The organism is Amycolatopsis stemonae, assembly GCF_054781455.1.
In genome coordinates this window covers 54,149-77,307 of record NZ_BAAGUJ010000013.1, presented here as the reverse complement: position 1 = coordinate 77,307, position 23,159 = coordinate 54,149, and the positions used below count along the sequence as shown (strand labels likewise).

Below are 23,159 nucleotides of genomic sequence, written 5' to 3'. Positions count from 1 at the left end.
TATGCGCCGTGGTGGTCCCGGGCGTCAAGGGGCCGGTTAAGGTACTGGTCAGGAGGACACGATGACCCAGGCCGTGCGGCACGAGGAGATGCGCGCCCGCAACCTCGAGGTCGTGCTGGGCACCGTCAGCCGCGGCGGCCCGCTCACCCGGGCGGCGCTCGCCGAGCGCACGGGCCTGACCAAGTCGACGGTCAGCAAGCTCGTCGGCGACCTCGTCGACGCCGGGCTGCTCGCCGAGACCGGGCCCGCCCGCGCGGGCGAACGCGGCCGGCCGGGGGTGGCGGTCGTGCTCAGCGGCGCGCGCGTGGCGTCGCTGGGGCTGGAGATCAACGTCGACTACCTCGCGGTCCGCGTGCTCGACCTCACCGGCGACGTCCGGTTCGCCGCGCGCCGCCAACGCGACAACCGCGGCTCGCGGCCGAAGAAGGTCCTCGCCGAGCTGCAGCAGCTGGCTGAAGACGCGCTCACCGAAACCCACCGGCTCGGCCTCGAGGTGGCGGGCGCGGTGCTCGCGGTGTCCGGCCCGGTCGGCGACGGCGTCCTGTTCAGCGCCCCCAACCTCGGCTGGCAGGACGTCCGGCCGGCCGACCTGCTGCACCTGCCGATCCCGGTCGAGCTGGACAACGAAGCGAACCTCGCGGCCCTCGGCGAGCTCTGGTACGGCGACGGCGAGCGCGACTTCCTCTACGTCTCGGGCGAGATCGGCATCGGCGCGGGCCTGGTGGTGAACGGCACGCTGTTCGCCGGCGCCCGCGGGCTGGCCGGCGAGCTGGGGCACGTCGTCGTCGCACCCCGGGGCCCGCTCTGCCGCTGCGGTGGCAGCGGCTGCCTGGAGACCTTCGCGGGCCAGGAAGCGTTGCTGGCGGCCGGAAACGCACCCGCGCTCCCGGCGTTCCTGACCGCCCTCGAAGCGGGCGACCGCGCGGCACGTGAGGCGTGCACGGCCGCCGGGCAAGCCCTCGGCATCGCCCTGACGTCGGCGGTCAACCTCCTCGACCTGGACCGCATCGTGCTCGGCGGCGTGTTCACGCAGCTGTACCCGTGGTTGTCCGGCCCCGTGTCCGACGTCCTGTCCACCCGCCTCGGCGGCCTCCGCGGCGCGCCACCGCAGCTCTCGGCATCACGCCTGGGCGGCGACGCGGCAACCCTCGGCGCGGCGGGCCGGGTGGTGCACCGCGTGCTCGCCGACCCGGCGCCGTTCCTCACCCGGGCCCAGGAAGCGTGAAGGCCGCCCCGGGGGAGTTCCCCGGGGCGGCCTTCACGGACCACAACTAGCTGACGGCGTTGATCTGCACCAGTGAAGTGCCGACCGTGACGCCGGTGTCGGTCTGCACGGTCAGCTGACCGCGCAGGCTCCGGCCGGCCGCGGGGGCGGCCGTGGCCGTCACCGTCGCCGGGACCGTCCACGAGCTGCCCGTCGCGCGCTCGGCGTTGGCGTCGGTCACCGCGACCGAGCCGAACGCCGGGTTGGTGAACACGTCGAGGTAGTCGTAGTCGGTGGTGCCGCCCGGCACCGCGAACCCGTCGACCAGCGCGACCCAGATCCCGGCGGCCGGGTTGGCGATGGTCACCGACTCCTCGGCGTCACCGTCCGCGCTGATCCCGGCCTGCACGCACGTGCCGGTCGTGCAGTTGTACAACACCAGGTCGAGGTCGGTGCCCGCGACCGAGGTGTTGCCGATCGTGGCGGTCAGCGACGTCGAACCCGCCGTCACCGCGATCTGGTACTGCTGCTGCGCACCTTCGGCGATCGACGGCCGCGAGACCTTCGCGCTGCCCAGCGTGGCGCCGGACAGCTTGCCGGTGAACCCGCCGAGCGAGTTCTTCACCGTGTAGGATCGCGCGATCGGCGTGTTCAGCGTGGCCGAGGCGATGGTGTCCGGGTTCGGCGTGATCGCCGTGCCCAGCACCGAAGCGCTCAGCTTGTACGCCGCGTTGTCCACATCGGACGTCCGGCGCGCCTCGACGACGATCTCCCACACACCCGGCAGCGGGTTGGCGAAGGTCCGGCTGGTCGGCGTGCCGCCGGGGCAGCCCGCACCCGCGTCGGGGAGGTAGCAGTACGTCGTCGACGTGCTCGCCTCGGCCGGCACGCCGGTCGGGTCGTAGCGCAGGAACCGCACCTGGCCCTTGCCCGGGGCGCCGGCGCCGGCGTCCAGGTCCACCTTCAGCGCGCTGGCGCCCTGCGGCACCCGCACGAAGTAGCTGGTCGCCTGGTTGCGGGCGATCTTGCCGGAGACGTCGACCCGGTACCCCTTGTCGGCGGTGAACTCCTGCGGCGCGAAGACCGTGTTGAGGGTCTGCACGTCGATGCCGACGGTCAGCGGGTTGTCCAGGTACAGCAGGGCCGAGTGGACGCCCGCGTTCTTCGGGGTGACCTTGACGTCGAACTTCACCGGGGTGTTGAGCGGCAGGACCAGGGTGGACCCCGAGGAGAACGTCCCGTCGTCACCGACCCACCGCGCGAAGTACGGCACCGGCTTCGCCGAACCCGTGGTCCGGGTGACCGTGTACGTGCGGGTGTACGCCTTGCCGGTGGTCACGCCCTCGCGGTCGTGGATGCCCACACCGGTGTTCGGGGTGGCCAGCTGTCCGGATTGGACGGTGTGCACCTCGACCGACGTCGAAACGGTGTCCGGCTTCGGGTTGAGCGAAAGCGCGACGAACGCGGCGGGGACGTTGAACAGGCCCGCGCCCTGGGCGTACGCGCCGATGCCCGGCACGAACCGCGCGGTCGACTTGATCGCCGAACGCAGCTGCGCCACCGGCGGCCGCCGGCCGTTGTGCGTCGCCTTGTACGCGCTCACCAGCAGCGCCGCCGCGCCGGTCGCCTGCGGCGCCGCCATCGACGTGCCCTGCAGCATCGAGTAACCGGCCGGCAGGGTGTACGTGCCGGGCACCGGGCTCGGCTGCTCCCACCGCGGCACCGTCGAGATCGCCGCGCCGGGCGCGATGATGTCCGGCTTGAAGCCGCCGTCCTCACGCGGGCCGCGCGAGGAGAACGGGTGCATCGACTCGGGCGACGCGGTCTTCGAGCCGTAGTTCGAGAGCCAGGTCTCCTTGGTGATGTACGAGCCGACCGAGATCGCGTCCGTGGCCACCGACGGGTCGCCGACGGTGTTCGCCCCGGCGCCGCTGTTGCCGGCCGAGATGAAGATCTGGACGTTGTACTCGGCGATCGTGCGGTTGTAGAGCTCCGCGCGGGCGTTGTTGCCGTCGTTGAGCGCGGGCAGGCCGCCGATGGAGATGTTGATGACGTCGGCGCCGTGGCTGGCCGCGTAGACGACACCGTCGATCAGGCCGGACGACGTGCAGGCACTGCCGGTGAGGCAGACCTTGACGGCCAGGACCTTCGCGCCCGGGGCCGCGCCGTCCATCTTGCCGCCGAACAGGTCGTTGCCGGTGGCGATGCCCGCGACGTGCGAGCCGTGTTCGGCGCCGGCGATGCCGATGCCTACGTAGCCCGGCTTGTCGGTCTGGACCACGAAGGCCATCCGCTCGGCGATGTCGGTCGCCGGGTTGTCGGTGCCGAAGTAGCCGACGTCGAACTTCTTGTTGTAGTCGGTCATCGGCTTTTCGTCGGTGAAGTCGCCGTTGCCGTTGAGGTCGACCCGGACCTCCTTGGTCGCCGGGTCGAGCAGCACGCCCCAGGAGTCGGCGCGGTCGCCGTCGCGGTTGATGTCACCGCCGGTCTCGCTGTCCGCGGCGCCCAGGTCGCCCGCGGTCTCGCCGAACACGCCGAACGTGTACGGGCCGCCGGCCGGGGCCGTCCAGGTCCTGCCGTTCGCGGTGAAGGTGCCGGTGTAGGTCTGGGTGGACTGCTTGACCCAGGTGCCGTCGCCGGAGTTGGTGGCGTTGGCGTTGTACCAGTCGACGATCTTGCGTTCGCCGTGGCTGGTGGTGGCCAGCGCGGGGGAGTCGAGGTCGACGCCGGAGTCGAGCACGGCGACGGTGGTGTCCTTGCCGTCCCAGTTGGGCAGGACCTGGCCGAACTGCGCCGCGTAGGTGTCGCCGGTGGGGAGGTACGGGTTGACGCGCGGGGTGTTCTTGCCCGGGGCCGGCTGCGGCAGCGGGGTGGTCGCGCCGTCGGGCTTCGGGTCGTCGCGCATGATGAGGCCGTCGACGTCGACGGCGTTGACGGACTTGAGCTTCGCGGCCTTCTCGGCCTTGTCCGTCGGGACGCTGACCTTGACGTAGTCGAGCTTGGTGTCGGTGGACTGGACGACTCCGCCGAGGGCCTTGAGCTCGTTCACGGCGGCGCCGGTCTGGCCCTTCTCCGCCGCGATCAGCAGCGTGACGTCGGGCTTCCCGGCCTTCTCGGCTTCGGCGACCAGCGCGCGGTCGTGCTCGTCGAGGGTCTTGCCGTCGGCCGCGCCCGAGGTGGGCGGGGCTTGCTGGGCGGCCGCCACGGGGACGGCGACGCCGAGGACGGAGGCGCCGAGTGCGGTGGCGAGGACGGTGATCCCGGCCCGCCGTCTCCAGCGCGATCTGTGCTGTGTCACTGAGAACGACCCTTCGTGAAGTGATGCGTCCGTGAAGTACACATCGGGAGATCTTCGGCAGCAATCAGACAGTTAGCCCATCGACCGCACTTGGTTGCGGGCCGAATGGCCCAACCGGCTGCCCGGGTTGGGCGGCAACCCGAAGCGCCGCTTTCCGGTGAAAGTGACGCCTTGCTATACGTGCGTGTAGCGGACTATATTCTCGTGTAGTCGACTACATGTACGTATAGGACCAGTCATGAGCACCGAAGACTTCACCGCACGGGCCCGGATCCGGGACGCCGCCATCCGCCTGTTCACCGAGCGCGGCATGGAAAAGACGTCGATCCTCGACATCGCCGAGGAGGCCGGCGTCTCGGGTGGCCTGATCCGCCACCACTTCGGCTCCAAGGACGGCCTGCGCGAGGCGTGCGACACCTACGTCTTCGACGAGCTGCTGAAGTTCAAGGAGGAGGTACTGGCGAAGGGCGCGGCGGACCCGGGTTTCCTCCCGATGTTCGACGCCCGCCAGCTGCTCTACCGCCGGTACCTGGGCCGCGGGATGGTCGACGGCTCCGAAGCCGCCGCCGCGCAGTTCACCGAGATCGTCGACGGCACCGAGGCCTACTTCCGGGAGCAGGGCATGGACCTGCCCGACCCGCGGGGCGTCGCCGCCGCGCTCGCCGCCATGACCGGCGGGCTGATGATCCTGCAGGACCACGTCGCCCGCGCGCTCGGCGAGGAGCCGGGCACCAACGAAGCGATGCTGCGGATGTCGATGGCCGCCGGGCACCTGTTCCTGAACCCGTTCGGCGACTCCGAAGTCCTCGACAAGGCCCGCGAAGCGCTGGCCGCCCACCGGAGGAAGGGATGACGATGGCCGAAGCGATCACCGCCGACGGCCTCACCAAGGCGTTCGGCCGGACGAAGGCCCTCGACGGGCTCGACCTGACCGTCCACACCGGCGAGGTGCACGGGTTCCTCGGGCCCAACGGCGCCGGCAAGACCACCACGATCCGCGTCCTGCTCGGGCTGATGCGGGCCGACGGCGGCCGCGCCACCCTGCTCGGCGGCGACCCCTGGACCGACGCCACCCGGTTGCACCGGCGGCTCGCCTACGTCCCGGGCGACGTCACGCTCTGGCCCAACCTCACCGGCGGCGAGGTCATCGACCTGCTCGGCCGGCTGCGCGGCGGGCTCGACCACGGGCGGCGCGCCGAGCTGATCGAGCGCTTCGACCTCGACCCGCGCAAGAAGGGCCGGACGTACTCGAAGGGCAACCGGCAGAAGGTCGCGCTCGTCGCGGCGCTGGCGTCCGATGTGGAGCTGCTGGTCTTCGACGAGCCGACGTCCGGGCTCGACCCGCTGATGGAAGAGGTCTTCCGGCAGGTCGTCGCGGAAGAACGCGAACGCGGCGACCGCACGGTGCTGCTGTCCTCGCACATCCTGTCCGAGGTCGAGGCGCTGTGCGACCGCGTCACGATCATCCGGGCCGGGCGGACCGTCGAGTCCGGGACCCTGGACGAACTGCGGCACCTCGGCCGGATCACGATCGACGCGTCGCTCGCGCACGTGCCGGCCGGCCTGGCTTCGCTGCCGGGCGTCCACGACCTGAGCTCGTACGGCTCGCACGTCCACCTGTCCGTCGACCAGTCTTCGCTCGACGACGTCATGCGGCACCTCGCCGAGGCCGGGCTGCGGAGCCTGGTGAGCCGGCCGCCGACGCTCGAGGAGCTGTTCCTGCGCCACTACCGGCACGACGAGCCGGCCGGAGCGGTGCGATGACCGGGACCGGGGCGTTGCTGCGGCTGGTGCTGCGCCGCGACCGGCTGCTGATGCCGCTGTGGATCGTCTGCCTGGCGGTCGCGCCGATGGGGTACCTGGCGTCGATCAAGGCGGCCTACCCGGACGCGGCGTCGCGGCAGCACTTCTACGACGTCAACGCTTCCAGCGCGACCTTCGTCGTCCGCAACGGGCCTCTCTACGGCTCGTCGGCCGGGAACCTGCTGGCCTGGCAGTGCGGGTTCGTTCCCGTGGTCGTCGGGCTGATCGCGCTGCTCACCGTCGTCCGGCACACGCGGACCGAGGAGGAGGCGGGACGCCGGGAGCTGACCGGGGCGACCGTCGTCGGGCGGCACGCCGGGCTGGCGGCCGCGGTGCTCGCCGCCTGCGGCGCGTGTCTGGTGTTCGGGATCCTGGTCGGGGCCGGCGTTGCCGCCCAAGGGGTTCCGGTCGCGGGGGCGTTCGCGCTGGGACTCGAGTTCTCGCTGGCGGGCTGGGTTTTCGCGGGGGTCGGCGCGGTCGCCGCGCAGCTCACGTGGGGCGCCGGTGGCGCGCGGGGGATCGGGATCGGCGTGCTCGTGCTGGCGTTCCTGCTGCGGGCCGCGGGGGACAGCGGCCCGGCGGGGTGGCTCTCGTGGCTGTCGCCGATCGGCTGGGCGCACCGGATGCGGCCGTTCGCGGGGGAGCAGTGGTGGGTGCTCGGCCTGGCCTTGGCTTGCACCGGCCTCCTGGTGATCTTGGCCGTCGCGCTGTCGGCGCGTCGCGACCTCGGCGCGGCGCTGCTGCCGGCCCGGCTGGGGCGAGCGACGGCGAAGGCGTCGCTGCGGTCGCCGTTGGCGCTGGCCTGGCGGCTGCAGCGGGGAACGCTGCTGGTCTGGACCGTCTGCCTGGCCCTGGTCGGGCTGCTGATGGGCGGGGTCGCGCAGAACGTCGCGGACCTGGTGCGGGACAACAAGGCCGTCGCGGACGTGTTTTCCCGCCTGGGCGGCGGAGGCGCGGTGCTGGACGCGTACCTGGCCGGCACGATGACGTTGTTCGGCCTCGCGGCGGCGGGCTACGCGGTGCAGGCGACGCTGAAGCTGCGTGCGGAAGAGTCGGCGGGCCGTGCGGAACCGGTGCTGGCGACGGCGGTCGGCCGAACCGGCTGGGCTCTGGCACACCTGACGTTCGCGCTGCTGGGCTCGGCGGTCCTGCTGGCAGTCACCGGTCTGGCGACGAGCCTGGCGTACGGCGCTTCCCTGGTCCCGGCGGCACTGGCCCAGCTGCCGGCGGTGTGGGTACTGGCGGGCCTGTCGGCATTGCTGATCGGCTTGGCCCCCCGCTTCGCGGCGGCGGCATGGGGACTGCTGGGCGCGTTCCTGCTGTTGTCACTGGTGGGATCGGCGCTGCAGTGGAACGACGTCGTGCTGGGCATTTCACCGTTCCGGCACCTGCCGCGCCTGCCCGGCGGGACGTTCTCGGTGGCGCCGGTGGCTTGGCTGGTCGCGATCGCGCTGGTGGCGGGCGTCGGCGGCCTGGCGGCGTTGCGGCGGCGTGACATCCCAGCGGGGTGAAACGCCACGAAGGCCACCGCGAGGTGGCCTTCGTTCGAGCGGCAACCGAGGGAGTCGAACCCTGCGCGGCTTGTGAAGGCGGCGCCCATGGACCGGCCCTGACCCTTCGGCGGGCGACGGCTGCCATCTCTTACAACGGGGGGAATACCCCGGATATTTCACTTTGAAGCGCGGCTTCACCCGGACGGGTCCTCCTGGCATGGTGGTCCGCATGGATGATCTCCTCCTGCGCCGCGTGCGGCCGGGGCTCGGCGGGGTGCTCTCGGACGTCCGGGTGAACGACGGCCGCGTCACGGCGATCACCGAACCGGGCTCGCCCGGGTTCGCGGCGCGGGTCGTCGACGGCCACGGCGGGACGCTGCTGCCGGGGCTGGTCGACGCGCACGTCCACCTCGTGCAGTGGGCGACGTTCCGCCGCCGGATCCCGCTCGGCGCGGCGCGGTCGGCGGGGCAGGCGGTCGAACTGCTGCTGGCGCACCTGCTGGCGACGCCGGCGCCGCAGTCGGAGCTGGTGGTGGGCGCGGGTTTCCGCGACGGGCTCTGGCCGGACAGGCCGCACAAGGAGCTGCTGCAGCGGGCGCTGCCCGGGCGTGCGGTGGCGTTGTTCAGCGCGGACCTGCACACGCTGTGGCTGAGCCCGGCGGCGCTGAAGCTGATCGGCCGCGAGCACCCGACGGGTGTGCTGCTGGAGAACGACTGCATGAGCGCGACGGCCCAGCTGCCGAGCGCCGCGATCGACGTCCAGGACCAGTGGGTGCTGGAGGCGGTCGCCGCGGCGGCCGCGCGCGGCGTGACGCAGATCGCCGACTACGAGTACGCGGACACCGTGGCGGACTGGACGCGCCGCGGTGCGCCGTCGACGCGGATCTCCTGCGTGATCGCGCGGTACCTGCTGGACCAGACCATCGAACGCGGCCACCGCACGGGCGACGTCCTGCCGGACTCCGGCGGGCTGCTGACGGTGGGCCCGTTCAAGCTGTTCGTCGACGGCTCGCTCAACACGCGCACGGCCTATTGCCACGACCCGTACCCGGGCAGCGATTCGCCGGGGCTCCTCGAACTCCCGCCCGAGGACCTGGTTCCGTTGCTGGACCGGGCTTTCGCGCACGGCCTGGTCCCGGCGGTCCACGCGATCGGCGACCAGGCCAACACGATCGCGCTGGACGCGTTCGCGCAGGTCGGCTGTCCGGGCCGGATCGAGCACGCGCAGCTGCTCTCGGCTTCGGACGTCCCGCGGTTCGCGGAGCTGGGCCTGGTGGCGTCGGTCCAGCCGGCCCACCAGCCCGACGACCGCGACGTCGCCGACCGGCACTGGCACGGCCGGACTTCGCGGGCGTTCCCCTACCGTTCGCTGCTGGAGTCCGGGGCGCGGCTGGAGTTCGGGTCGGACGCGCCGGTCGCCCCGCTGGACCCCTGGGACGGGATCGCCGCGGCGGTCTTCCGCACCGACGACGACCGCCCGCCATGGCACCCGGAGCAGTCGATCACCCTGCCGGACGCGCTGGCGGCGGCCTCGGGCGGACGTCGCGGGGTCGCGGTGGGGGACGTGGCGGACCTGATGGTGACGGCGGCGGACCCGTCGGTGCTCTCGGCCGCGGACCTGCGCACGCTCCCGGTGACGGCGACGATCCTCGGCGGCCACGTCACGCATCAGATCTGACCCACCTCCGGGGGTTGATTTGTCCGGTGGACAACGGAAAAGATCCCACCGTGCAGTTGACAACGTTGTCAGGAGGACACGGATGAAGCCGGGGACACGCGTCCTTGCCACCTTGCTCGCCGGGGCCACCGCCTTCAGCCTCGCGACCCCCGCCGAAGCCGGAACCCGCTTCGCCGACGACCCCACGACCCTCGTCGACACCTCGATCGGCAACAACGGGGACGGCACCACCTTCCCGGGCGCGACCACGCCCTTCGGGATGGTGCAGCTGAGCCCGGACACCCAGCTCAAGAAGTACGCGTCCTACGACTACGCGCAGGACACCACCCTCGGCTTCAGCCACACGCACCTCTCCGGCGTCGGTTGCCAGACCATGGGCAACTTCCGGTTCATGCCGACCACCGGCGCCGTCACCAGCAGCGACCCCGCGCAGTACGGCGCGAAGTTCAGCCACGCCAGCGAAACCCGCCAACCCGGGTACTACGACGTCAAGCTCGACAACGGCATCGAAGCCGAGCTGACCGCCACCCAGCGCACCGGCCAGCACCGCTACACGTTCCCCGCCGGCGCGAGCGAGAACGTGCTGATCGAGGTCGGCGAGAGCAACGGCTACACCTACGCCGGGGACGTCCACGTCGTCGGCGACGACACCGTCGAAGGCTGGCTCCAGGGCGGCAACTTCTGCTGGGAGACGCAGAAGGAGCGGTACAAGGTCTTCTTCAGCGCCAAGTTCGACCGCAAGTTCACGAGCTTCGGCACGTGGACCGACACCAAGCTCACGGCGAACCGGCGCGACGCCGCCCTCGGCAGCCAGCGCGCCGGTGCGTGGCTCAGCTTCGGCACCGACAAGAGCCAGGTCGGCGCGTCCGTCGGCCTGTCGTACACGTCGATCGACGGCGCCCGGCTGAACCGCGGCGCCGAGCAGCCGAAGTCTTTCGACAAGGCGCGGACCGCGGCCCACGACACCTGGCGCGACGAGCTGAACCGCATGCGCGTCGCCGGCGGGACGCCCGCCGACCAGCGGACGTACTACAGCGCGCTGTACCGGTCGCTGCTGCACCCGTCGGTCGGGTCCGATGTGGACGGTGCCTACCGCGGCTTCGACGACGCCGTGCACCGCAGCCGGGACACCTATTACCAGATGTTCTCGCTGTGGGACACCTACCGCTCGCAGAACCAGCTGGTCGCGCTGCTGCACCCGGACAAGGCGGCGGACATGACCAAGTCCGTCCTCAAGATCTACCAGGACGGCGGCTGGGTGCCGCGCTGGGCGCTGGCCGGCGGCGAGACGAACGTGATGAGCGGCGACCCCGTGACGCCGTGGGTCGTCGACAACTACCGCCGCGGCCTCCTCGACGACAAGACCGCGCGCCAGCTCTTCGACGCGCTGTGGCGCAACGCCAACGAAGTGCCCGCGGACCAGTCGATCTTCCGCGGCCGCGACGGCAACCCGACGTACATGAAAAACGGCTGGATCGGCTACCAGGACCTGCCCGGCTACACCTACGGCGACACCCGCCAGGCCGGTTCGGCGACCCTCGAGTACGCCCTCGCCGACTGCGCCCTCTCCACGATGGCGACCGGCTTGGGGTACCGCGACAAGGCGAAGACGCTGTCCGCCCGCTGCGGCAACTTCGCCAAGTTGTGGGACACGAGCGTCGAATCCCACGGCTTCACGGGCTTCCCGCGCACCCGCGCGGCGGACGGCACGGGCGTCGGCGACCCGGACCCGGCCCAGTCGACCGGCTTCCACGAGGGCACGCCGTGGCAGTACCAGTGGCTCGCCCAGCAGGACCCGGCGAAGCTGTTCGGCCTGATGGGCGGCGCGGGTCAGGCGGAGAAGCGGCTCGACACGTTCTTCGACATGCCGCTGCTGCTCACGGACCCGGCGAAGGCCGCCAAGGACTCCTGGGTCCACGGCGCCTACGACTACCACAACAACTTCGCCTTCAACCCGAACAACGAGCCCGACCTGCACGCCCCCTGGATGTACACCTGGACGGGCGCACCGTGGAAGACATCGGCGGTGCTGCGAGCGGCGCGAACGCTCTTCACGGACACGCCGTACGGCATGCCGGGCAACGACGACCTGGGCACGATCTCGTCGTGGCTGGTCTTCGGCATGACCGGCATCTTCGAAGCCCAGCCCGGCTCCGGAACGTACCTGCTCAGCACACCGATGTTCGAAAAGGTGGAGATCCACCCGGCCGGCGGCCACCGGCTGGAGATCGACGCCCCGGGCGCGAGCGCGTCGAACCTGCAGTACACAAAGGACGTCCAGATCGGACACCGTGCGTACGACCGTTCGTGGATTTCCCATGCGGATCTCCTGCGGGCCGGGAAGATCGAGTTCCGGTTGAGCGACACCCCGACGAGCTGGGGGACGAAGTCGGCGCCACCGGCGATGTGACGTGTGACGGCCGGCCTGCTCGAGGACGTCGTACCACCCGGTCAACGCCTTGGTGTTCACCCGATGTGACGGCTTCACTGGAACCATGTTGAGGTGGCAGCAGGCGGAGGGGAAGCGGCACGCGCTCGAGGGGCCGTTCCCACCTCGCCCCGATGAACGGTTCCGGACCTTGTGCGGGGAAGAGGTGACGGTCGCGGTACGTGACGTACCGCAGCTCGGTGGCCATTGGTTCGATCCCACCTGCGTGGAGTGCGCGGCGGTGTGGACGAGCCGGTGCCATCCGGCACCGACCCGGACGAACGGTGTGAAAAGGGGTGTCCACGTGCGCTGACGCCGGGTTCGTGCTGAGCTGGAGGCATGTCGGAGACGAAGACGACCGCGACCGAGAAGTTCTTCCGGGTCGCCATCGCGATCAAGGGCCTCGACGGCGCACTGCAGGTCGTCGGGGCCCTGATCCTCGCGTTCATCCCCGCGTCGACCGTCAGCGGGTTCACCCACGCCGTCATCACGCGAGACCTGCTCGGCGATCCGTCCGGCACCCTCGCGCGGCACCTGGAGTCGGCGACGGAGAACTTCCTCCACGGCGACACGAAGACCTTCGCCGTCGCCTACCTGCTCGCGCACGGCCTCATCAAGCTCGGCCTGGTCTGGGCGCTGGCCCGCAAGATCGTGCGCGCGTACCCGGTCGCCGCGCTGATCCTCGCGGCCTTCGTCGTCTACGAGATCTTCCGGGCGGTGCACACGCACTCGATCGCGCTGCCGTTCTTCGCCGCGCTCGACGTCGTGATCATCGTGCTCATCCTGCGTGAGTACCGGCAGTTGAAGCGGGGCTAGTCAGGCTGCGACGGGAAATCGCACCGTCGTGACGTCGGCCTCCAGGGGTTCGACGTAGACGGCGGTCGCGTTGTCCGAGCCGCCGCGGGCGAGGGCCGCGTCGACGAGTTCCGTGGCGCCCGTGCCCGGCTGGGCCAGCACCGCGCGGATCCCGCTGCCGGTCAGCGGCTTGTGGACGCCGTCGCTGGTCAGCAGCAGGCCGGTGCTCGTCGTGTCCGCCGTGCCGATCTCGTGCGGCTTCGTCGTGCGGACGCTCGTGGTGACCACGTGCTCCATCCGCGGGGTCACCGGCTGGTGGCGCGCGCGGAAGTACTCGGCGAGCGTGTGGTCTGTGGTCAGCCGGGCGAGCGTCGCGCCGTCCCAGGCGTACGCGCGGGTGTCGCCCACCCAGGCGATGCGGTACCCGCCGTGCTCCGCCGGCATCGCGACGACGAGCACCGCGTCCCCGTACGTCTGTTCGCGAACCGCCTGCTGCGCGGCGAGAACGGCCTCGACAGGTCCTTTGTGGACAGGGGTGCGAGCGGCGGCCGCGGCCGCGATGCGGGCGGCCCGCGCGGCGGCGGGATCATCCCCGACACCGTCGGCGAGCGCGAACACGATGCCGGGCCCGCCGGCGGCGGCGTAGGCCCCGACGGCATCGGCGTTGAGCGAGCGCGGCCCCTGTGCGCTCGCGGTGTGCCAGCGCGGGTACCCCGGACGTGTCGTGATCATCGCGGCCTCCTCATCCCCTCTGCACCCCATGATCCGCGCCCAACCTGTGGGCGGTCTGAGACTTTCCTGTGCCGTGGATCGGTAAGATCGTTTTCCGTGGACGACTACCGGGCGCTCGAGAACCTGATCGTTTCCTACGCGTCCCTGGTCGACGCGGGTGACTTCGAAGGCGTCGGCGCGTTGTTCGCCTCGGGGGCGTTCGTCGGAAGCGGTGGTGCGGCGCGCGGTGCGGCCGAGGTCACGCGGATGCTGCGCGACACGGTGATCGTGTACGAGGACGGAACCCCGCGCACCAAGCACGTCACGACGAACATCACCCTCACGGCCGACGGAACGCAAGCCACGGGAACGGCCTACTTCACCGTGCTGCAAGCGGTTCCGGGGCTGCCGTTGCAGACGATCGCCGCGGGACGGTACGCGGACACCTTCACCCGTGCGGCCGGCGGTTGGGTTTTCACCGAGCGCCGGGCGACGGTGGACCTCGTCGGCGACGTGCGCCACCACCTGCGGCCGCGGCCGTAACGAGCCACCGGCCGGCGACGACTTCGGGGCACGAACGACCGAAGGAGCCGGCCATGGGCGGAGTGCTGCACGACCTCCGGCGCGCCCGGCCGCTCATCGTCTTCGGAGAGCACGAGCAACTCCGCGGCTGGGAATGGTCGGGGCTGGTCGGCAAAGGCGACATGCTCGCCGTCGTCGAGCTCCAGGCCCAGCTCGGCAGCCCCGCCCGGCTCCTCGCGGCCGGCGCGCTCACACTGCCGGAAGTCCGGTCGGACCTCATCCTGATCGGCGGCCCGGACGGCAATCCCGTGACCGCGGGCGTGCTTTCGCGCCTGGACGGCGTGATTTCGATCGGGTTCGCCGCCGATCCCGGCAACGGCTGCGCGGTGTTCGACCGGAAGTCCGGCCTGGTGGCGTCGCCTCGCTACGACGAGTCCGGCGAGCCGCGCACGGACTACGGCCTGGTCATCCGCACGGCGAACCCGTTCGCCCCGGAGACCGCGGAGGTCGTGCTCGTCGCGGGGTGCTGGGGGTACGGCACCGCCGCTGCCGCCGAGACCCTGCGCGAGACCGGGCCCTTCGGCCGCCACCAGCACTTCGAGGCACTCGTCGAGACGACGGTCGTCGAAGGTGCGCACCGCGACACGTCGGTCCGCATCGCCCGCGAAATCGCGTGAGGCCCGGACCCCTGGAAGGAGCCCGGGCCGCACGCCGGAATCAGCTCTGCAGGTCGTAGACCGTCTGGCCGTCGACCGTGGTGGCGGTGAAGTTCGCCGTGACCCACGACGTGATCTCCGACGAGCCGCCGCCCGGTCCGCCGCCGCGGCCGCCGTCGATGTAGTACTTCACTTCGCCGGCCGCGACGTACGCCTTGAACTCGTCGAGCGTGGGGGCCGGGTCGGAGCCGCTCCAGCCGCCGATGCCGATCACCGCCTTGCCGCTCGCCAGTTCCAGCGAGGCCGCGCTCTGGGAACCCGTCGTCGCCGCGGCCCACTTGGTGGTCGTCTTCGCCAGCAGCGCGCCGACCGCGCTCGAGGCCGACTCCTCACCCGGGCCACCGCCGCCGAACCCGCCCATCCGGCTCGACGTCGGTCCCGAGGTCGGGATCGAGCCGCTGTGCGCCACCGAAGCCGTCTCGACGCCGTACGCCGCGGTCGAGACGCCCAGTGTCAGCACCACCCCCGCCGCGACGACCGCGACCAGCCGGCGCGCCGTCGGCAAGCCCACCACCAGCACGGTGCCGACCAGCACGCCGAGCACCGCGACGACCCAGCGCAGTGCCGGGAACCAGTCCGGCGTCCGGTCGAGGAGGATGAACGACCACACCGCGGTCACCACGACCATCCCGGCCAGCACCGCCCGCGGCGCCGGGTTCGCCCGGCCCTGCCAGAGCGCGCGGCCCGAAATCGCGACCAGCGCGGCGATCGCCGGAGCGAGCGCGACCGAGTAGTACGGGTGCACGATGCCGCTCATGTAGCTGAACACCAGCGCGGTGACGACCAGCCAGCCGCCCCACAGCACCAGCGCGAGGCGCGTCCGGTCGGTGCGCGGCGCGCGGCGGGTGAACCACAGCCCGGCGACCAGCCCGATCAGGGCGGCGGGCAGCAGCCACGAGATCTCCGTGCCGAAGCTGGACCCGAACATCCGGAACAGGCCCGACGCGCCCCCGAAGCCGGTGTTCCCGCCTCCGCCGAAGCCGCCTCCGCCGCCACCGCCTTCGCCGCCGAAGATGCGGGACAACCCGTTGTACCCCAAGGCGAGTTCGAGCAGACTGTCCCCTTCGGACCCGCCGATGTACGGCCGCGACGCCGTCGGCCACAGGTCCACCAGCGCGATGTACCAGCCCGCCGAGACGACCAGCGCGACGACCGCGCCGCCGAGGTGCAGCAAGCGCTTGCCCAGCGAGGTCGGTGCCGCGATCAGGTACACCAGCCCGAACGCCGGCAGCACCAGGAACGCCTGCATCATCTTCGTCAGGAACCCGAAGCCGATCGCGACGCCCGCGAGTGCCAGCCAGCCGGGGCTCGCCTTTTCCGTTGCCCGCACGACGAAGTACGCACCCGCGACCATGAGCAGCACGAGCAGCGCGTCCGGGTTGTTGAACTTGAACATCAGCGCCGCGACCGGTGTCACCGCCAGCACCGCGCCGGCCAGCAGCCCGGCGACCGGGCCGGACGTCCGCTTCACCGCCAGGTACAGGATCCCCACGGACGCGACGCCCATCAGCGCCTGCGGGGCCAGCACGGTGAAGCTGGAGAACCCGAAGATCCGCGCGAACGCCGTGCCGACCCAGAGGGCGGCGGGCGGCTTGTCGACGGTGATCACGTTGCCCGAGTCGAGCGACCCGAACAGCCACGCCTTCCAGTCCTGCGTCCCGGACTGCACGGCGGCGGCGTAGAACGAGTTGCCGTAGCCGGAGGCGGTGAGGTTCCAGAAGTACAGCACGGCGGTCGCGGCCAGCAGCCCGAACACGCTCGGGCGGACCCAGCGCGGCGGCGCGTGCGCCCCGGATTCCCTGCGGTGACGCGGTTCGCGCGTCGCCGGCTCGGACAGGACGGCGGTCATCAGAACTCCTTCTGGGTGGCGGCCTGGCGGCGCGGGTTGAACACCCAGCCGCGCAGGAGCAGGAAGCGGAGCACCGTGGCGGCGAGGTTCGCCAGCACGAGCACGGTGGTCTCCAGGACGAGGCCGGGGGTGGTGGACCCGTTGAGCAGGGCCAGCGAACCGCTCGTCAGCGCGAGCCCGAGGCCGAAGACGATCAGCCCTTCGAACTGGTGGCGCCCGGCGCCGGTGCGCCCGCGGATGCCGAAGGTGAGCCGCCGGTTGAGCGCGGTGTTGCCGATCGCCGTCACCAGCAGCGCGCTGAAGTTCGCGGCCTGCGCGCCGACGACGCTGCGAAGCAGCAGGAACAGCACTAGGTAGGCGAGCGTGCTGCTGACCCCGATGGCGGCGAACCGCACGAGCTGGGTCACCAGCCGCGGCGGCACGCCCGGCGCGTCGACGCCGATCGGCTGCCGGCCGAGCTGTTCACGCAGCCTGCTGATCGGGATCTCGCCGGTGAACGTGGCCTTCGTGACGCGGGCGATGCCCTTGAGGTCCGCGGTGGCGGTCTTGACGATGTTGACCGACGAGTTGGGGTCGTCGACCCAGTCGACGGGCACCTCGTGGATCCGCAGCCCGGCGCGTTGGGCGAGGACGAGCAGTTCGGTGTCGAAGAACCAGCCGGTGTCCTCCACGTGGGGCAGCAGCTCACGCGCGACGTCGGCGCGGATGGCCTTGAAGCCGCACTGCGCGTCGCTGAACTTCGCGGCGAGCGTCGAGCGCAGGATCAGGTTGTAGGCGCGGGAGATGAACTCGCGCTTCGGGCCCCGCACCACTCGCGCCCCCCGGGCGAGCCTGCTGCCGATGGCGAGATCGGAATGCCCCGACAGGAGCGGGGCGACGAGCGGTCCGAGCGCGGCCAGATCGGTGGAGAGGTCGACGTCCATGTAGGCGAGGACGGCGGCGTCGGAGGCTTGCCAGACGGCGTTGAGCGCGCGGCCGCGGCCCTTCTCGTCGAGGTGGTGGACGGCCACCTCCGGGAACTCCCGGGCGAGTCTTTCGGCCACCCGCAGCGTCGCGTCGGTGCTGGCGTTGTCGGCGACGGTGATCCGGTACGGGTAGGAGACGTGTTCGGCCAGGTGCGCGTGCAGCCGCCGGATGCACGGTTCGAGGTCGGCCTCTTCGTTGTAGACCGGGATGACGACGTCGAGAACGGGCTGCGGACCGGCCAGATCGACGGGAACGGTCCCAGGCCGTGCGGCGGAGGCGGTGGCTGTCATGCGTACCACGGTCGCGGCCCCCGCTTTGGTGACCGTGTGATCGCCCTGTGCGGTTGCTGTGCGCGGTGCCCGGCGTCCAGCCTGTGGACGCCGGGCAACCGGGATCAGCTGTGCACCCGCAGCGGCACGACGTTGCTGGGCAGCACCGCGCGCTCACGCGGGGCCTCGGTCGGGCTGATCGTCAACGTCACCAGGCTCGCGTACTTCGGGTGACGGTCGACGTACACCTGCGGGACCGAGCACGCCGACGCCAGGACCGCGCGGTTGCGGTGCAGGTGATCGAACGCTTCGCGGCCGAACAGGGACACCACGATGTCGCCGCCGCGGGGGCGGGACCACAGGATCGCCGGGCGGCGGCCGCCGGGCAGGCGCAGCAGCGGGAAGGCCGCCCGCAGGCGGTGCTGCAGGCGGATCGCCTGGAGCCGCGCCCGTACCTGGCGGCGTCGCAGGGCCGCCAGGGCGAGTGCGCCCGCGAAGACCGCCGACGCCCAGGCCGCGCCGGCCCACAGCGCGAACGTCACCAGGGCGTAGGGGAGCAGCGTCACCGCCAGGATCTCCCACCGCCAGTGGTAGATCCGGACCGGGAACGACGCTTGCCTGCTGCTCATTTCCGTGCTCCTTCCGGTGAACCGGCGACGGAGGAGGCCGCCGAGGTGGCGCGAGAGACGTCCGGCGGCGATGCCGAGCACGAGGGCCGCGACGATCACCGTCCCGGAGGTCATGTCGGGATCCGGGTCTTGGGGGCCTGCTCGGGCCGGCGGTCGCGGTCCTTGCCGAGCTGCCAGGTCCAGCGCCACCCCGCCCAGATCGCGACGACGGACCCCAGCAGGACCAGGACGAAGGCCTGCCCGACGAGCCCGTCGAGCGGCGCGAGCCGCAGCAGCACCAGCAGCGCCCACACCTGCGAAGCGGTGAAGGGGATGACGAGTCCGGCCGCGTAGACGCCCCGGCGCCAGCGGCTGCGGCCCGGTGCGGTGGTATAGGGGTCCATGAGTGCCCTCCTCCTCGGTGGATCCAGCAAACCTCCGGCTCGCCACGACGTCTGTGTCAGCTGACACAGAAGCCGGGATTCAGCTCGCCAGTCGTCGAAGTTCAGCCAGGCGGTGGATGGTGACCTGCCTTCTGCCGGTGCTGATCACGCCGGCCTCCCGCAGTTGCCGCGTGGCTCTCGCCCAGGATTCGCGGGACAGCGCCGCGGTCATCGCGAGCTCCGCCTGCGTGGCGGGGACGGCGATGTCGATGTCCTGCCCCCGCGGAACCCCGTGCTGGACGGCGAGTTGCATCAGCTGCGCGGCCACCCGCCGCGCCGCGGCGCCACCGCCGAGCTCCAGCCACTGCCGTCCGACGGACCGCAACCGCGTGGACAGCACGACGAGCAGCGCCCAGGAGATCCGCGACCGGCTGCGGCACAGGGCGGCGAAGCGGTCCCCGGGAACCTCGAGGACCTCCACGTCGTCCAATGCCTCGACGGTCGCGGACCGCGGCTGCGCGTCGATCGCGGCGAGCTCGCCGATCACGTCTCCGCGGCTGCGCACGCCCACGACGACTTCGCGCCCGTCCGGTGTGCTGTGGACGATCCGCACGTGCCCGCTCAGGAGGACGAGCACGGCGCTGGAGCGTTCGCCTTCCCGGCAAAGGGTTTCGCCACGCGGGTACCGCGAGCGGCGGGCCGCCCGCGTGAGCTCGGCGCGATCGGCCGGGGCCAGGTCGGCCCAGAATCCCGTCGGTTCCATGTCCCCACCTCGCTTCCGGTCCTTACGCGGTCAGCCCCTCCTCCGGCTCGCCGGCGCCGGGTGTGTAGAGCCAGCCGCGAAGCCGTTCCGAGCCGAGCTTGATGTGGACGGCCTGGGTGAAGGCCGTCCGGTCGATGCCGGGGTAGCCGTGCCGCACGACCGCCCGGTGGATCTCCTGCGAGACGGCCAGCGCCAGCGGCTCGGCGGTGGTGCGCAGCCACCGCTTCAGCTCGGGCGCGTCCACGAGCCGGCAGGCGATGTCGACGTCTTCGCCGTAGGAGGCGCGGGAGTCGCGGTGCACCTCGCCGGCGTGCACGGCGACGCGCAGCCGGAAGGCCAGCTCGGGCCGGCTCTCGGCGTGCTTGACGAGCAGGTCGGCCATCTTGGGGATGACGGTGGTCAGCAGGAGCGTCTTGGGGAGCTGGTCGTGCGGCCGGATCAGGCACAGCGCCCCGTCGCCGCGGTCGACGAACGGGTCGCGGTGCTTCTTGCCGATCCCGCCGGCGCCCAGGGCTTCGTCGAGCAGCTCGAAGAGGACGTTCCGGAGCTGGGAGCGCACCGAGTTCGTCCGGCTGGTCGAGTCCTCGATGTCGACCGCCACGATGGCCCGGTGCCGCGGTATGTCAGCTGTGGTGTCCATGGCCTGCTCCTGCCTTCAGGTTTGAACTGAAGTTCAGTCAAGTTCACTGTATGGCTTGGAGTACCCTGGAACAACAGAGATGAATCGGCGTTACCTGTTTGGTGCGAGGAAGTTCGACCAGACGTAACGTTTCAGTCCTGACTTCGGCGGGTCGCCCGTTACGGCTTCAGTCACGTGGAGTAGTATCGGAGCCCTCGACCCGGGTACTGAAATTTACTGAAAGGTCGGAGTCGTGCCCCCAGTCACGCCGAGACCTGCGCTCGCCCGCCGTCTCAAGATGTTGCGGGAGGGCCTCTGGCCCGAAGCCGGGCTCACTCAGGCGCAGCTCGCCGAGGCGTTCGGCGGGGTCAGCATCTCGCTGATCTCGTCTTGGGAGAACATCGACAAGCCGGTCCGGCCGCCGGTCAAGCGGCTGGAGGCCTACGCGACGCTGTTCGCCACCCGCCGTTCCCTCGACGGCGATGTCCTCAATGTCCTCCCCGTCGAGGAACTGACGGACGAGGAGCGGCACAACCGCAAGGAGCTGCTGGACGAGCTGCTGTGGCTGCGCGAAGGCAAGGCGGTCACGCGGGCACCGGCCGCGATCGACGACATCTGGACATTTCCTCGTGGCCAGGATGTCACCATCGTCTGCGCAGAGCTCCCCGAGTACCTCCGGGAGCACCTGAGCTACGCGGACCCGGAAAGCCCCGACTTCGTCTCGCTGTACACCTACGCCGACCCGGACGCGCTGATCGAGCTGTTCGGGCACATCCGTGCGCGCAACCCGGACAACAAGGTCAGCTTCCACACGAGTGAGGAGCTGACCACGAACGACTACACGAGCCATCTGGTCTTGCTGGGCGGCGTCGACTGGAACACGGTGACGAGGGATGTCATCGAGCGCGTCGACCTGCCGGTGACGCAGGTGGGGCGGGATGACGAGGTCGAGCACGGCGGGTTCCGCGTCCAGAACGACGGCCGGTCGAAGCTGATCGAGCCGCAACTCGACGCAGACGGTCGCCTGGTCGAAGACGTCGCGCACTTCTACCGCGGGGTATCTCCGTTCAACCGAAAACGCACTGTGACCGTATGCATTGGTATGTACGGACGAGGAACGCTCGGCGCGGTCAGGGCGCTGACAGACCCCCGCTTCCTGGACCGCAACGGGGAGTACCTCCGGGAGCGGTTCGGCGACGTGGAATCCTTCAGCATCATCAGCCGGGTGCCTGTCGTCGGTGGACAGCCACTGACCCCCGACTGGACGCTCGAGGAGAACCGGTTGCACGAGTGGCCCGAGGCCGCCGCGTGAGCGCGCGGCAGCACGAGTCCCACCAGGACCTGCTGACCCACGTCCCCGCCGAAGCGGCCCCCCGGGCGCCCCTGGACGCGATCATCGTGCCCAACGGGCGCCCGGCGGCTTACCTGGCGCAGGCCATCTCGGCGGCGAAGCGGCTAGACGCCCACTTGCTGCTGTTGTGCAGCAAGCGGGCCACGGCTTCGGGTGCGTCTCTCGCGGCGAAGCAGGCCGGCGTCCGCGTGACGGCCATCGACGTGGATGACTTGCCCGAGCGGGTCGTGCCGGAGTTCGCCACGGACAACCTGCTGCGGTTCACCCGGTTCCGCCGGAACGTCGACACGAGTCTCAAACGGAATCTCGGCCTCCTGGCCGCGAGTCTCGCGGGCTGGAAGCGGATCGTCTTCCTCGACGACGACATCGGGTTGCCGTGCCCGGAGGACCTCTCCGCGGCGGCGGGCATGCTCGCCGGGCACTCGGTGGTGGGGCTCGCGAACGCGGGGATGCCGGACAACTCGGTCGTCTGCCACGCGCTGCGCGACGTCGGCGCCGCCCAGGACGTGTTCATCGGCGGCGGCGCGCTCGTGGTCGGCGACGCCGCGTTCGGCTCGTTCTTCCCCAACATCTACAACGAGGACTGGTTCTTCCTCCTCGACGGCCTGCGGCTGCGGCCGTCAGCCGTCACGGGGACCGCGTTCCAGTACGACTACGACCCGTACAACGATCCGCGGCGCGCGCGGGGCGAAGAGCTGGGGGACACCCTGGCCGAGGGGGTCTTCGGCCTGCTGGACAACGGCAAGGGCCTGGCGGACGCCGACGAACGGTATTGGCACGACTTCCTGCGTTCGCGCCGGGACATCATCCGGGACACCATCGCCAAGGTGGAGAAGTCGGTGAGCGAGCCGGCGCTGCGGGCCAGGATGGTCGCCGCGCTCAAGGCGTCCATCGGGCGCAGCCACCACATCGCGCCGGACCTGTGCGTCCGCTACCTGCGGGCCTGGCAGGACGACTGCGTGGTCTGGCGCGAGCACATCCGTGAACTGCGCCGTGAGCACCGCGGCCGGCTGGGCATCGACGGTGCGCTCACCACGCTGGGCATCGAGCACCTGGCGCAGCCGGGGATCGGCATCAAGACGAATTCGCGGCCTCGACCGGTCTCGCCTCGTCGCGAGGTGAAGGTGGGGTCGGCGTCAAGGTCTTGACCAGGACGTGACAGCGTTCCGGTTCTTCCAGGACGCTGCCGTCCGGGAGGGTTCGCTGTGCGTAGCAGGTGACGTCGCCGTGGCCCCAGTCCCGGTAGCCGAGACGCCGGTACAGCCGGGCCGCGTCCGTGTTGTCCGTGCGGACCGCCAATGCGACGCGGTCGTGGCCCTCTTCGGCCAGGTACTGTTCGGCCGCGTCGACCAGGGCCTGGCCGATGCCCTGGTTCCGCAGGTCGCGGTCCACTTCCAGATGGGTGATCAGGGCTACTCCGGGCAGGTGACGGCGGATCGGCCGTTCTTCGGCGTCTTCGAGCCACAGGTAGACGTCGCCCGCCGGGCGGTAGCCCAGCCAGGCCAGGAACAGCACACCGCGGCCATCCAGCTGGCGGGCGTGGCGGTCGGCGAGGAAACCGTGGTCACCGAGCGTTCCGGCGAACGATTTCAAATCTGCGGAGCGGGCCGGCCGGACATCTGGCTCGGTCATCTGCAGAAACTCCTGTTCGCCGCGGGCACCTCCAGTGTGCCTGAGGCGAGCGGGCCTGACCAGGCAACCAG

General features: G+C 71.1%; 21 protein-coding genes. 12 read left to right on the top strand and 9 right to left on the bottom strand.

The window, feature by feature from the left end; genetic code table 11:
• Nucleotides 1-61: 61 nt before the first annotated feature.
• Nucleotides 62-1,225 (top strand): ROK family protein, encoded by a 1,164-nt coding sequence (locus ACYVLJ_RS36105; RefSeq protein WP_460442058.1) that lies wholly within the window; start codon nt 62-64, stop codon nt 1,223-1,225.
• A 46-nt stretch (nt 1,226-1,271) separates the two neighbouring features.
• Here ACYVLJ_RS36105 and ACYVLJ_RS36100 read toward each other — a convergent pair whose 3' ends face one another.
• Complete coding sequence (locus ACYVLJ_RS36100; protein ID WP_460442057.1) at nt 1,272-4,502, bottom strand: S8/S53 family peptidase; 3,231 nt, start codon at nt 4,500-4,502, stop codon at nt 1,272-1,274.
• A gap of 238 nt (nt 4,503-4,740) precedes the next feature.
• Here ACYVLJ_RS36100 and ACYVLJ_RS36095 point away from each other — a divergent pair, with 238 nt between their 5' ends.
• The 7 genes from ACYVLJ_RS36095 to ACYVLJ_RS36065 all read left to right on the top strand — a co-directional run bounded on the left by ACYVLJ_RS36095 (nt 4,741) and on the right by ACYVLJ_RS36065 (nt 12,720).
• The gene (locus tag ACYVLJ_RS36095; protein WP_451978389.1) at nt 4,741-5,355 is read left to right on the top strand and encodes a TetR/AcrR family transcriptional regulator; all 615 of its coding nucleotides are present in this window, start codon (nt 4,741-4,743) and stop codon (nt 5,353-5,355) included.
• 2 nt (nt 5,356-5,357) lie between these two features.
• Nucleotides 5,358-6,266 (top strand): ABC transporter ATP-binding protein, encoded by a 909-nt coding sequence (locus tag ACYVLJ_RS36090; protein WP_451978391.1) that lies wholly within the window; start codon nt 5,358-5,360, stop codon nt 6,264-6,266.
• On the top strand, nt 6,263-7,816 hold the full coding sequence (locus tag ACYVLJ_RS36085) for an ABC transporter permease (RefSeq protein ID WP_460442056.1): 1,554 nt from the start codon (nt 6,263-6,265) through the stop codon (nt 7,814-7,816). Before ACYVLJ_RS36090 ends, ACYVLJ_RS36085 begins: the two co-directional genes overlap by 4 nt.
• Nucleotides 7,817-8,027: 211 nt before the next feature.
• On the top strand, nt 8,028-9,476 hold the full coding sequence (locus ACYVLJ_RS36080; protein WP_460442055.1) for an amidohydrolase: 1,449 nt from the start codon (nt 8,028-8,030) through the stop codon (nt 9,474-9,476).
• An 82-nt stretch (nt 9,477-9,558) separates the two neighbouring features.
• Complete coding sequence (locus ACYVLJ_RS36075; RefSeq protein WP_460442054.1) at nt 9,559-11,886, top strand: GH92 family glycosyl hydrolase; 2,328 nt, start codon at nt 9,559-9,561, stop codon at nt 11,884-11,886.
• Between the two features lie 85 nt (nt 11,887-11,971).
• Nucleotides 11,972-12,217 (top strand): zinc finger protein, encoded by a 246-nt coding sequence (locus tag ACYVLJ_RS36070; protein ID WP_451978402.1) that lies wholly within the window; start codon nt 11,972-11,974, stop codon nt 12,215-12,217.
• A 26-nt stretch (nt 12,218-12,243) separates the two neighbouring features.
• A complete protein-coding gene (locus tag ACYVLJ_RS36065; RefSeq protein ID WP_451978404.1) occupies nt 12,244-12,720 on the top strand; it encodes a DUF2127 domain-containing protein in 477 nt (158 codons plus the stop codon).
• Here ACYVLJ_RS36065 and ACYVLJ_RS36060 read toward each other — a convergent pair whose 3' ends face one another.
• Entirely contained in the window at nt 12,721-13,431 is a 711-nt protein-coding gene (locus tag ACYVLJ_RS36060) for a PP2C family protein-serine/threonine phosphatase (protein WP_460442053.1), read from the bottom strand.
• A 96-nt stretch (nt 13,432-13,527) separates the two neighbouring features.
• Here ACYVLJ_RS36060 and ACYVLJ_RS36055 point away from each other — a divergent pair, with 96 nt between their 5' ends.
• On the top strand, nt 13,528-13,953 hold the full coding sequence (locus ACYVLJ_RS36055) for a nuclear transport factor 2 family protein (RefSeq protein ID WP_460442052.1): 426 nt from the start codon (nt 13,528-13,530) through the stop codon (nt 13,951-13,953).
• A gap of 53 nt (nt 13,954-14,006) precedes the next feature.
• The gene (locus tag ACYVLJ_RS36050) at nt 14,007-14,609 is read left to right on the top strand and encodes a hypothetical protein (RefSeq protein ID WP_460442051.1); all 603 of its coding nucleotides are present in this window, start codon (nt 14,007-14,009) and stop codon (nt 14,607-14,609) included.
• Nucleotides 14,610-14,649: 40 nt separating this feature from the next.
• Here ACYVLJ_RS36050 and ACYVLJ_RS36045 read toward each other — a convergent pair whose 3' ends face one another.
• The 6 genes from ACYVLJ_RS36045 to ACYVLJ_RS36020 all read right to left on the bottom strand — a co-directional run bounded on the left by ACYVLJ_RS36045 (nt 14,650) and on the right by ACYVLJ_RS36020 (nt 20,126).
• Entirely contained in the window at nt 14,650-16,497 is a 1,848-nt protein-coding gene (locus ACYVLJ_RS36045) for a glycosyltransferase family 39 protein (RefSeq protein ID WP_460442050.1), read from the bottom strand.
• Complete coding sequence (locus ACYVLJ_RS36040) at nt 16,497-17,753, bottom strand: bifunctional glycosyltransferase family 2/GtrA family protein (protein ID WP_460442049.1); 1,257 nt, start codon at nt 17,751-17,753, stop codon at nt 16,497-16,499. The genes ACYVLJ_RS36045 and ACYVLJ_RS36040 overlap by 1 nt, the downstream gene beginning before the upstream one ends.
• A gap of 104 nt (nt 17,754-17,857) precedes the next feature.
• A complete protein-coding gene (locus ACYVLJ_RS36035; protein WP_451978422.1) occupies nt 17,858-18,475 on the bottom strand; it encodes a hypothetical protein in 618 nt (205 codons plus the stop codon).
• Entirely contained in the window at nt 18,472-18,744 is a 273-nt protein-coding gene (locus ACYVLJ_RS36030; RefSeq protein WP_451978425.1) for a hypothetical protein, read from the bottom strand. Before ACYVLJ_RS36030 ends, ACYVLJ_RS36035 begins: the two co-directional genes overlap by 4 nt.
• A gap of 79 nt (nt 18,745-18,823) precedes the next feature.
• Nucleotides 18,824-19,486 (bottom strand): Crp/Fnr family transcriptional regulator, encoded by a 663-nt coding sequence (locus ACYVLJ_RS36025; RefSeq protein WP_451978428.1) that lies wholly within the window; start codon nt 19,484-19,486, stop codon nt 18,824-18,826.
• A 22-nt stretch (nt 19,487-19,508) separates the two neighbouring features.
• Nucleotides 19,509-20,126: a hypothetical protein gene (locus ACYVLJ_RS36020; protein WP_460442048.1), complete on the bottom strand. Its 618-nt coding sequence runs from the start codon at nt 20,124-20,126 to the stop codon at nt 19,509-19,511.
• Nucleotides 20,127-20,358: 232 nt separating this feature from the next.
• Here ACYVLJ_RS36020 and ACYVLJ_RS36015 point away from each other — a divergent pair, with 232 nt between their 5' ends.
• Both ACYVLJ_RS36015 and ACYVLJ_RS36010 read left to right on the top strand, forming a co-directional pair.
• Nucleotides 20,359-21,417, top strand: a complete 1,059-nt coding sequence (locus ACYVLJ_RS36015; RefSeq protein ID WP_460442047.1) for a helix-turn-helix domain-containing protein — start codon at nt 20,359-20,361, stop codon at nt 21,415-21,417.
• On the top strand, nt 21,414-22,604 hold the full coding sequence (locus ACYVLJ_RS36010; protein WP_460442046.1) for a hypothetical protein: 1,191 nt from the start codon (nt 21,414-21,416) through the stop codon (nt 22,602-22,604). The genes ACYVLJ_RS36015 and ACYVLJ_RS36010 overlap by 4 nt, the downstream gene beginning before the upstream one ends.
• On the opposite strand, the gene ACYVLJ_RS36005 is transcribed toward ACYVLJ_RS36010, so the two are convergent.
• Nucleotides 22,531-23,088 carry a GNAT family N-acetyltransferase gene (locus ACYVLJ_RS36005; protein ID WP_451978440.1) on the bottom strand — a complete coding sequence of 186 codons (558 nt, stop codon included), beginning with the start codon at nt 23,086-23,088 and terminating at the stop codon, nt 22,531-22,533. The genes ACYVLJ_RS36010 and ACYVLJ_RS36005 overlap by 74 nt on opposite strands.
• Nucleotides 23,089-23,159: the final 71 nt, after the last annotated feature.